Genomic DNA, 10866 nt, shown 5'->3' on the forward strand with positions numbered 1-10866 from the left:
CCTTTTATCATGTTAATGATGTAGTCTGGTAGAGCCGCATCAATGCAATATAAAAATCTTTTTCGGTATGCTCTTCGAGTAGACCGTTTACAGGCATAATATCGTAATAGAGTTTGGAGAGATTTTTAAATCGATTGGGATAAAGTGATGCAACGATCATGGCAGATATCTCTTTTCGAACCAAAACAGCTGGAGGTAAAAGCCCCTGCTGCATCAGTTCCAAAATGGATTCGGCATGATAGGAGATATGGTGATGATGGCCATGCGGACAGGTTTGGACGCTCACCAGTGTTTTGCATTGGTTACAGTAAACGTATTCGCTGGAAATGCCTACTTCGATATCGATTCCGACTAAACGGTCTAAGATTGATTTATTGGCGTTATGGTCATAATACATACCGATTCCGGCATGATTTTGTCCGATCATGAGACGGTCGCATCCGTAATTTTTAGCGACAATCGCATCCAGAATGACCTCATTGCTTCCCGCAAAAATATAACTGCTTTCCAGTGGAACAATGACGACACGATTATGCGGAAGATAGTTATCGACAAAGAACTTCAACGTCTCAAAACGAAGATCATATTTCAAATCAGAGTTATTGTACGGCTTAAGGAGAAAAATGACAATCAGATCGGTACGTTCTAAACTTTGGCGGATAAGACGCTCATGGGCACGATGAAGGGGGTTTGCGGCCATAAACAAAGCCGTCGTATATTGAGCACCGATTTGCTCTTTGGCTTGATTGATCATTTCCTGAATCGATTGGACAGGGGAAAGATCAATAGTATAGTCTCCGCAAATAGCGTATTTTCCTAGCCGTTTGTGTGTCGCGCTGACGCCGGGATGAGAAAGATCTTCGGTACCGTAAATTTGACGCAACCGTTCACGCGGATCGATAGGGTACACTTCATCAACACAAAGTTCTCCGATGATCATACCGTCACAAACAAGGTCAAGCATTTCACCTTTGTATGCGGTAGTCAGAATGGTCTCGTTTACATTTCCGCTGGGGGAGAGGATAAGGGGAAAAGGGAATGTTTTACCGAGAAACATTCCACTGGTAAGGACTTCTTTGCTCTGCTGTTCATTCATCAGTGCCGTTACGGGACTGAGCATCCCCGCTTTGAGGAGAGTAAGGGCGGATACCGCCTCTTGGTCAATATAGAGCGCTCTATTTTTTCTTGACGATGCCATATTTCTTTCTCTTTTCCCATAAACTTTTGCGTGAAATGCCGAGCTTTTTTGAGAGTTCCGTATCCGGAAATCGATTTTGGAAGTGGATCATGATATATTTGACATACTCTTCAATCGGCAAAATCTCCCCTTGATCAAAAAGATGACTTTCACTTTCGATTTCGATCAGTTTAAACGGAGGATTATCGATCGGGTCCGTACTTGCTACGATACACTTTTTTGTGGCAATCAGTTCATAAAAGGCTTTATGCTCATTTTTTTTGAGATTTTGAAAATCGGTGATAAAAAGGATGGAGTCATCACCAAATGCTGCAATATCACTAAAGGCTTTAGCCGACGAGAGTGAGATGAATTGGAGCGGTTTATCGTGATGAGCTGCGTATCGAAAGGCAAAGGCATCGGCATATTTTTGATACCCGCTGCAAATAAAGAGGGGAAGCTCGATTTTGTCCAAATCTTCATCAACATTGATCGAATTAAAGGTATGGGAAAGATAACGCTCATACGTTTGATTCTGACGGCGAAGACGCTCATGATTTTGAAAATGTTGGATTTTACGAATCAGCTCCTCGATCATAAATGGTTTGAGGATGTAATCTTTGGCTCCGGCAGCGAGAGGTTTGGATACGGTATCGTTACTGACATAGCTGACCATCAAAATAACGACGGCATTTTTATACGCCTCAATCACCGGATAAATGTCTTGTCCGCTGATATTCGTCGAGAGGAGGATGACATCGTAAGGGATCCCTCGGAGCCCTTCTTTGGTGGAACTGGAGATATCGCAGTTGTGACTTAGGTCGCTGAGCTTAGATGCGATACTTTGCGCCAAGTAAATTTCATTTTCGATAATGAGTATGTTCATCCATGTTTCCAATCAAAATAGTGTACTGATGCGGTTGCACTTACGGCAACTCCTTCACGGCGGCCGATAAATCCAAGATGCTCGGTCGTAGTTGCTTTGACATTGACACGAGCGGCAGGGATATGAAGGTAAGAGGCGAGAGTAAGCCGCATTTTATCTTTATAGGGGGAAATTTTCGGCGTTTGGGCAATAATAGTAATATCGGCGTGCAGGATGACAAATCCGAAATGGTGGAGCTTTTCAACACATTTCGCCAAAAGGTATTTTGAATCGATATTTTTATAGGACTCGTCAGCATCGGGGAAGAGCATTCCGATATCTCCTAAACAGGCTGCTCCGAGTAATGCGTCAATGAGAGCATGGATCGCAACGTCTCCATCGCTATGGGCCCTAAAACCGAAAGGGCTGTCAATTTCCACTCCGCCAAGAACCATAGGCTTCCCTTCTTCAAAGGGGTGTACATCAAACCCATTCCCGGTAAAGGTGAACGGTGAAGGAGATGCGAGACACGCGAGTGAAGCAGTGTCTCCTGCATGGGTTATTTTAGCGGCGCGGGTATCGCCCTGGATAAAATAACGTGTTCCTCCGGATGCGACGACGGCACTGCTTTCATCGGTATATTCGGTATCGGTTTCTAATGCGCGACGTAATACCGCGGTGCGGGAAAGCTGTGGGGTCTGAATCCGTTTGACCCGTTCGCGTTCAATGGTTTCATCCCCATAGACAACGGTATCGTGAACGTCTAGGGCAGGGACAATGGTATCGGCAAGCTCTTTATGCGCAATGAGACGAGCGATGAGGTCGGGATCGATGCAGGCACGGGCAATGTCGGTTACCATGACGTAAGGGGTTTTTACGTCTTTGAGGGCATTTTTAAGCGATTGTTGGCGAGTCTCGCCTCCCGCAACGACGGTACAATCACACAAAGGGGTAATAAAGGGGATTTCATCTTTATGCGCGGACAAAATAATATCGGCATCCGGCAGAGACTCTTTGATACGGTTTGTAACATAAAGCCATAAAGGATCATGTCCAATACGGAGCCATTGTTTTTTGACTGGCACATTAAAACGGGTTGAGTTACCTGCGGCAAGCAAAACAAGGGTCAAATCAGACAAAATGTATCCTATTTTGAAAACTGTTACGAAATTATACACTTAAAAAGCTTTTTTTTATCTTGTTTTCGATAAATTATAGAATATATCAAGAGGGTTGAGCGATTCTTTTCCTAAATCCTCTTGAAATTTTTCATCTACATTGAAACAGATACGACCCTTTTAGGGGGTCTTATTTATAAGTCCAATACGCTTTTGCAAATTATCAAGGAGTTTAGTATGAGAACCGCATGGGTCGCCAACAGACAAAACGACACCGTTCGCACTCAGATGTATTATGCCAAGCAAGGTATTATTACAGAAGAGATGGCGTATGTCGCCAAAGTAGAGGAACTCGATCCTGAACTGGTTCGTTCCGAGGTGGCACGGGGACGTCTCATTATCCCTGCCAATATCAACCACAAAAATCTAGAGCCGATGGCGATTGGGATTGCCGCTCGGTGCAAAATCAATGCGAATATCGGCTCATCTGCTATAGCGTCTGATGTACAAGGGGAGATTGAAAAGATCCAAGTCTCTCAGCATTATAAAGCGGACACGGCAATGGACCTCTCGACAGGTGGAGATTTGGATGAAATACGACGAGCCGTTATCGCCAACTCGAAAATCCCGATCGGTACCGTTCCCATCTATCAAATTTTGCATGATGTGAACAATAAAATCGAAGATTTGAGTATCGAGGTAATGCTCGAAGTCCTAGAGCGCCAAGCACAGCAAGGGGTGAGTTATTTTACGATCCATGCGGGATTTTTACTTGAAACCATGCCAAAAGTGGCAAAACGTAAAATGGGGATTGTAAGCCGCGGCGGATCGCTAATGGCGGCATGGATGATGCACTATCATCGTGAGAATCCATTTTACACCGCATACGATGAGATTCTCGATATTTGTGCCCGCTACGATGTTTCTCTCTCATTGGGCGATTCACTTCGTCCGGGGTGCTTGGCGGATGCGTCCGATGAAGCACAGCTCGGTGAGCTCAAAGTGCTCGGTGAACTCACTCTACGTGCATGGGAGAAAAACGTTCAAGTGATGATCGAAGGACCGGGACATGTCCCTCTCAATCAGATCGAACGGAATATGAAAATTCAGCGTGAATATTGTCACGAGGCACCGTTTTATATTCTCGGACCGCTCGTTACCGACATCGCGGCAGGGTATGATCATATCAGTTCCGCTATCGGTGCAGCGGTCGGCGGATGGCATGGGGCGTCAATGCTCTGTTATGTGACACCGAAAGAGCATTTGGGATTACCGAATGCAGAAGATGTCCGTGCGGGAATTATCGCCTACAAAATCGCAGCACATGCTGCTGATATTGCTCGTGGACGTAAAGGTGCCCGAGATATCGATGATGCAATGAGCGATGCGCGATATGCGTTTGATTGGAACCGTCAGTTCGAGCTTGCACTTGATCCTGAACGGGCACGTGAATATCATGATGAAACCTTGCCTCAAGATGTATTCAAAGACGCGGAATTTTGTTCGATGTGCGGACCGAAATTTTGTTCGTATAAAATCACGCAGCAGATTATGGATAATCCAGAATCGCTGGCGTGGATTACGGAAGAAGCAAAAACACAAAGCGCAAGTTAGTGTCATTCCCGCGAAGGCGGGAATCCAGCTTTTGAAGATGGATCTCCGGGTCAAGCCCGAGGATGACGAGAATGTTATTGATACTAAATTAAGGAGATAAATATGACAGAAGAAATTGTAAAATCAGCGTTATCAAAAGTTACGTATCCAGGCTTCACGAAAGATATCGTGACATTCGGATTTATTAAAGAAATTAAAATTGATGGCAAAAATGTTCACGTGACGGTGGATATCACTTCTAGTGCTCCTGAAGTAGCGCACCAAATTACGACTGAAGCGACCGACGAGCTAAAACTTGCGGGTGCGGCAGAGGTCGTTATCAATGTACAGGCACCTAAAATGCCGCGTGAAAGTTCATCAAAGGGGAAAAACATCGCCCCTCAGGTGAAAAACTTCATTATGGTAAGTTCGGGCAAGGGGGGAGTCGGTAAATCGACTACGTCCGTTAATCTTGCTGTTGCTCTTGCAATGCAAGGGAAGAAAGTGGGTCTTTTAGATGCCGATATTTATGGTCCGAATATTCCGCGTATGATGGGTCTTGATGGTCAAAAACCTGAAGTAGTCGGAAACAAAGTTCTTCCGCTCAAAGCGTATGGCGTAGAAGTGATGTCAATGGGTTCATTAATGGAAGAGGGGCAATCGCTTATTTGGCGCGGTGCGATGATCATGAAAGCGATTGAGCAGTTCTTACGCGATATTATGTGGTCGGATCTGGATTGTCTCGTTATCGATATGCCTCCGGGTACAGGGGATGCACAACTTACATTGGCACAAAGTGTTCCGGTAACGGTCGGTGTAACGGTTACAACACCACAAATGGTTTCTTTGGACGATTCACGCCGAAGTCTCGACATGTTTAAAAAACTTCATATCCCGATTGCGGGTGTCGTTGAAAATATGAGCGGCTTTATCGCCCCTGATACCGGTGTAGAATATGATATTTTCGGAAAAGGGACCTCAAAAATGATGGCGGATCAGTTCGATACTTGTATTCTCGCTGAGATTCCGATTGAACCTTCTATCCGCACAGGTGGAGATGAAGGCAAGCCGGTGACCTATTATGCACCGACCTCTGAAACAGCAAAACGTTATATGAAAGCGGCTGAAGATTTGTGGGCGACTATTGAGAAAATTAACGCTGAAGGCGGTGTCGATAATCAAGCGATTCAGCCAAATACACCTCCAGGTGTCTCTGCGTGTTCAACGGCGGCTGCACCAAAGCAGGAAGCTGCTGCAGGTGGAAGTTGCGGTACAGGCTGCGGCTGTCACTAAAAACGGGTTTATTGTAAAATAGAAATCTTCACGATTAGGTGAGGATTTCTAACATCCTCTTCTCACAACAAATTTTCCCTGCAGAGTTCTCGTTTAAAATAAAATATTTCCCTTTTTAATAGACTTTTTCCATAACCTTATTACTCATAAAAAGCTGGATTCCTGCTACTGTCGGAATATGATGGACTTTGTCATTCCCGGGCTCAAGGAAACATCACTTCACGAGTGGTACCCTTGTTTTGACCCGGGGATCCATCTTGAAGAGGGTTATGTAAGATAAAGTGAGATTCTTGGTAAAAGAAGGTGAAATAGTGCAGTGAGGTACAGTAGCAACCTGAATTTAAAATTCAGGGCCACCGTTGAACATGCGCTCTTCGAATGGGATAACACGGTTGCGTCCCGTATGTTTTCCCTCATACAGAGCTAAATCAGCAAATTTGATCACTTTCCAGATAGATTCCGCATCAGATGGAAAGTTTGCGATACCTATACTTAATGTTTTTTGGACAACATCACTTCCAAATTGAAATTTTTTCTCATTAAATCGGGTTCGAATTTTTTCACCAACTTGGACAGCCCCTTCTGGTGTTGTGTTATGAAGTAACACCAGGAATTCTTCTCCTCCGTAACGTATTGGCAGGTCTGCTTTACGTACAGTTATCTGCAATATTTCTGCCAGTGCTTTAATAACGGTGTCTCCTGCATCGTGTCCATACGTATCGTTGACCATTTTGAAAAAATCGATATCAATCATTAATACAGCATAAGAGGTATGAGAACGTAGTGCTTGCTCTGCACTCTTATCAATAAACTCTTCCAAGAAGCGGCGGTTATACAGACGGGTTGCTCCGTCTCGAAGTGAAGAGTCTCGAAGCTTATCCATGAGGGTTCGGCTTTCAATAACCGCTTTAGCCGCTTCAAAATAGTTTTTGATACTGGGCAGTGAGAGATTTAACATTTCAATAGTTTCCGTATCTTTGGCTGAATAGGAGAGAATCAGTGCTAGATCGTCATTGATATTGAATGGAATACAGGTATATTCTTTGTCATCAGTAGCACAATTAAGACATACATGTGGAAAATCGGTGGAGTATATATCGCTGTTGGTGCGATATGCACGGCATTCCAATGCATTACTGTCTGCGACAGGCATACAGAAACTTTTGTGGTCGGTGATGTGAATCAGTTTACGTTCTTTGGAGTTCTTCTCAACTTCATACAAAGCAAAATGGGTGAAATGGAATTTTTCTTTGAGAACGTAAACGAAGCGATCATAAATAACCTCTTTAGTACTGTCCAGTTCAATGGTTTTTTTGAATTTGTAGACATGAGAGAGTTCCTGAATGATCATTCCCGCACTACTTAACGGGTCAGAGCATGAGATATTGGAACGTGAAACAAAGGTATTAAGATTTTGTTTGATTCCCCCAAAAGTTTCTTCCATTTTTTCAAAAAGGGTATTCATCTGTTCGGCTACTTCGCTTCCGGCATCTGTAAGGGTTGTTTTAAAACGGAATGAAAAATCACCGGTACGGGCCCGTTTGATCCCCTGCTGAAGATTTTCAAAAAGTTTCATATAGGGTTTAAAATAGTGATTGGTGACCCAAAGGGCTACGATTAAAAAGAGGACATTGATACCAAAGATCTTAGCAATGGTCATGGCACCGGTTTGGCGAATATCATTGATATTGAATTCCATACTGATGGCACCTAAAACATCCCCTTCCTTTGCATTATGACAGCTGAGACAATTCGGGCTGCCATAGGCTGAAGCAATGTAAGGGATTGTGACGCGCAGTACGGCATTGTCGGAGGTTTCCCGAATTTCTCGAACGATAACCCCCTCTTTCAGAACCTTTTCGTCAATTGCGTCTCGGGGATGTTCATTTTGGAGTCCTTCTCCATGTTGGGAAATGACATTATTGGAACGGACAATCCATAATGCTTGGACGTCTTTGATATTGGCAATATTAGAGAGAAAAAATTCCCGCTTATCCATTATCCCGTTAACCATATGAGCCGTTAAGCCATCCCGTACAATTTCGGCAGTCATTTTTGATTTTTCAATCGCGTTGTTGTACCCGTATTCTCTAAAATTAAGAGCGACGTTTGTGATAGTGGCAATAGCAAGACCGATTAACATCAAAGCGACAATAAACAATATTTTCCGATTGGTATTCATATTTTTTACCTAATAAAGATATTTTTTGGAAGTAATGACAATAGCTAAATAATTTTTAAATATAGATGAATGTTGAGTAAAGTGATACGGCTTACTCGACCGTAACACTTTTGGCAAGATTGCGGGGCATATCGACGTCGTTGCCCAAACGGATCGCAATTTCCATGGATAAGAGCTGTAGAACGACCATCATTTCAAAAAATTCGAGCATATAGTCTTCCGCATGTTTTGTACGGATATGATCGTCTGCTTTGTCGAAATCGAGAGGACTGATAGAACAAATCGTCGAGTCGCGTGCACTGAGTTCTTCAATATTGCTTTTGGTTTTGTCATAAAGCTTATGCTGTGGGAGGAGGGCAATCGTAAAGAGCTCCGGGTCAGCGAGAGCAATCGGACCATGTTTCATTTCCCCGCTAGGATATCCTTCGGCATGAAGATAGGTGATCTCTTTGAGTTTCAAAGCGCCCTCAAGCGCGAGAGGGAAAAATACATCGCGTCCAATAAAAAAGAAGCCGTGGCCGTGAAGATACCGTTTTGAGAGGCGGCGTAATTGTTCATGCAGCGCATTCTCAACGGTAACACTTGCGGGAAGTGCACGGAGTAAGCCTATTTGGCGCTGAATTTCAGAAGTTTCAAGTGTTTTTCGTTCTCCTCCAAGATAGAGGCTGAGCATCCACAGTACACACACTTGCGTTGCAAATGCTTTGGTCGATGCTACCCCTTTTTCAATTCCGGCACGGGTAAGGATAGACGCATCAGCGAGACGTACCATTGAGGAGTTATCGACGTTACAAATAACCATGGTTTTTAAACCGAATTTTTTGGCCATTTTGAGGCTTTCAAGCGTGTCGGCAGTCTCACCGCTTTGGCTGATAACGACAAAGAGGGTATCCGAAGTCAAAAATGGTTCACGGTAACGAAATTCACTGGCGATTTCTACTGACGTTTTTATTTTTGCGTGACGTTCGAAGAGATAACTGGCAACCAATGCGGCATGGTAGCTGGTGCCGCAGGCACAGAGTTTGATTTCGTTGATCCCCTCAAACAAGCTGCTTTCTAATTCTTCAAAATAGACACTTTCATCACGTAACCGCCCCAATAACGTATCGGCTAAAACAGTGCTTTGCTCATAAATCTCTTTTTCCATAAAAAAGCGATACCCCTCTTTTTGAGCAGAGAGTTTATTTTCGGAGAGTGGTGTAAAGCGAAGGGGTACCGGATTGTTATGCTCATCAAACAAAGCCAGTGCATCCGCGGAGGCATAACCGTAATGTCCGTCTTCGAGATAGATTACTTCGTGACATTTACCGATCAATGCTGCGTCTGATGAGCCAAAAAGAGTTTCTCCCTCATGATTGCGGCCGATGATCATCGGAGAGCCGTGTTTTGCAAAGAAAATTGTCCCTTCAACATCTGCATTGACGAGTAAGATAGCGTATGCACCGTGGAGTTGTGCTAAGGTTTGCTGAAATGCTTCAAAGGCAGATGTTGCGGTTTTGAGTTGATGTTCGAAAAGATGAACAATAACCTCTGTATCGGTTTGGCTCAAAAACTGTATCCCCTGGGTATTCAGCATACTCTTGAGTTCTTGATAGTTTTCAATAATACCGTTATGTACGACGTAAGAGTTTTGTCCTAAATGGGGATGGGCGTTAAGTTCCGTGGGTTTACCGTGCGTTGCCCAGCGGGTGTGCCCGATACCGACAGCAAAACCGGTACTTTCGAAATTTTTGGCTTTTTCTTCGAGGTTGATGAGTTTCCCAACTGCTTTGAAAAGGGAAAAACTCCCTTGCTGTAACACGGCGATTCCCGCAGAGTCGTAACCGCGATATTCGAGTTCACGGAGCCCGTCGATCAATATTTGTTTAACAGGTTTGACTCCAATATATCCAACAATACCGCACATAATTACACCTCTACTAATTTACTGATTATTTCGCGCGCATTATCGCACATTCTATTTTGTTTTTCGATTAAGAAGTGGTCACGTGCCATATTTTTATTGGTATGAATTTTTGCCGTTGCGATATTGATTTGTGCTTCATCGAAACATTGTACAAAATAGGCTAAAAGCCCCCGCTGGTTTGTTGTATTGAGATTAAGCTGTGCATAGTGAATGGAGTGGTCACAATCGAGGGTGATTTCACTGGGCTTGATGATCGGCTTAGGAAGAATGAGCTTTTTGGACATATCAAAGGCCTCTTCGACAATGATTTCGATTTGCTCCATGGTCCCCTCGCGAGGGCGTTGCAAGAACTCAATTTTAAAGTATTTGATCCCATCAAAGAGGGTGAAAATATCCATGGATGCGACGTCCAAATAACTGAGTTTACCCAAAAGGTATCCCAAGTTGAGAGGGATTTTTCGGAAAATATGGATTATCAGACCACCGTCGATATTGAGCTGATAGGTGAAGGTTTGGCACTCAAATGCTTCTTTGGAGAGGTTGATAATCTCACTCGGCGTATGTTTGAAAAAGAAGAGATTCGATTCGATGGAGAGGATTTTTTTCTGCTCACTTTTATGGAGCTGGGTAAAATCAGGATCATGAATAAGCCGTTTTTCTTTATTTTCGCGTTTAATGGCATCGGTAATACGATCGTTTTGGGAAGCGATTTCGAGGGATGCTTCGTAAAGT

7 protein-coding genes and 1 pseudogene are annotated in these 10866 nt (G+C 43.7%); 2 read left to right on the top strand and 6 right to left on the bottom strand.

Annotation, left to right across the window (positions count from 1 at the left end):
• Nucleotides 1-7: 7 nt before the first annotated feature.
• Genes WB308_RS07510 through WB308_RS07520 form a run of 3 tightly spaced genes read right to left on the bottom strand, consistent with a single transcriptional unit; the run spans nt 8 to nt 3181 of the window.
• Entirely contained in the window at nt 8-1198 is a 1191-nt protein-coding gene (locus tag WB308_RS07510; RefSeq protein WP_424190516.1) for a sulfate adenylyltransferase, read from the bottom strand.
• On the bottom strand, nt 1176-2063 hold the full coding sequence (locus WB308_RS07515) for a hypothetical protein (RefSeq protein WP_424190518.1): 888 nt from the start codon (nt 2061-2063) through the stop codon (nt 1176-1178). Before WB308_RS07515 ends, WB308_RS07510 begins: the two co-directional genes overlap by 23 nt.
• A complete protein-coding gene (locus WB308_RS07520) occupies nt 2060-3181 on the bottom strand; it encodes a bifunctional 2-C-methyl-D-erythritol 4-phosphate cytidylyltransferase/2-C-methyl-D-erythritol 2,4-cyclodiphosphate synthase (RefSeq protein WP_424190520.1) in 1122 nt (373 codons plus the stop codon). The genes WB308_RS07515 and WB308_RS07520 overlap by 4 nt, the downstream gene beginning before the upstream one ends.
• Nucleotides 3182-3397: 216 nt before the next feature.
• Here WB308_RS07520 and thiC point away from each other — a divergent pair, with 216 nt between their 5' ends.
• Both thiC and WB308_RS07530 read left to right on the top strand, forming a co-directional pair.
• Entirely contained in the window at nt 3398-4774 is a 1377-nt protein-coding gene (gene thiC, locus WB308_RS07525; protein ID WP_424190522.1) for a phosphomethylpyrimidine synthase ThiC, read from the top strand.
• A gap of 102 nt (nt 4775-4876) precedes the next feature.
• The gene (locus tag WB308_RS07530) at nt 4877-6046 is read left to right on the top strand and encodes a P-loop NTPase (RefSeq protein ID WP_424190524.1); all 1170 of its coding nucleotides are present in this window, start codon (nt 4877-4879) and stop codon (nt 6044-6046) included.
• 340 nt (nt 6047-6386) lie between these two features.
• On the opposite strand, the gene WB308_RS07535 is transcribed toward WB308_RS07530, so the two are convergent.
• The 3 genes and pseudogenes from WB308_RS07535 to WB308_RS07545 all read right to left on the bottom strand — a co-directional run.
• Nucleotides 6387-8228, bottom strand: coding sequence for a diguanylate cyclase (locus WB308_RS07535; RefSeq protein WP_424190526.1), 1842 nt, complete (start codon nt 8226-8228; stop codon nt 6387-6389).
• A 91-nt stretch (nt 8229-8319) separates the two neighbouring features.
• Complete coding sequence (gene glmS / locus WB308_RS07540) at nt 8320-10134, bottom strand: glutamine--fructose-6-phosphate transaminase (isomerizing) (RefSeq protein ID WP_424190528.1); 1815 nt, start codon at nt 10132-10134, stop codon at nt 8320-8322.
• Nucleotides 10135-10136: 2 nt separating this feature from the next.
• A pseudogene (locus tag WB308_RS07545) lies at nt 10137-10866 on the bottom strand (phosphohydrolase); the annotation flags it as partial.

The organism is Sulfuricurvum sp., from assembly GCF_049587615.1.
GTDB lineage: Bacteria > Campylobacterota > Campylobacteria > Campylobacterales > Sulfurimonadaceae > Sulfuricurvum.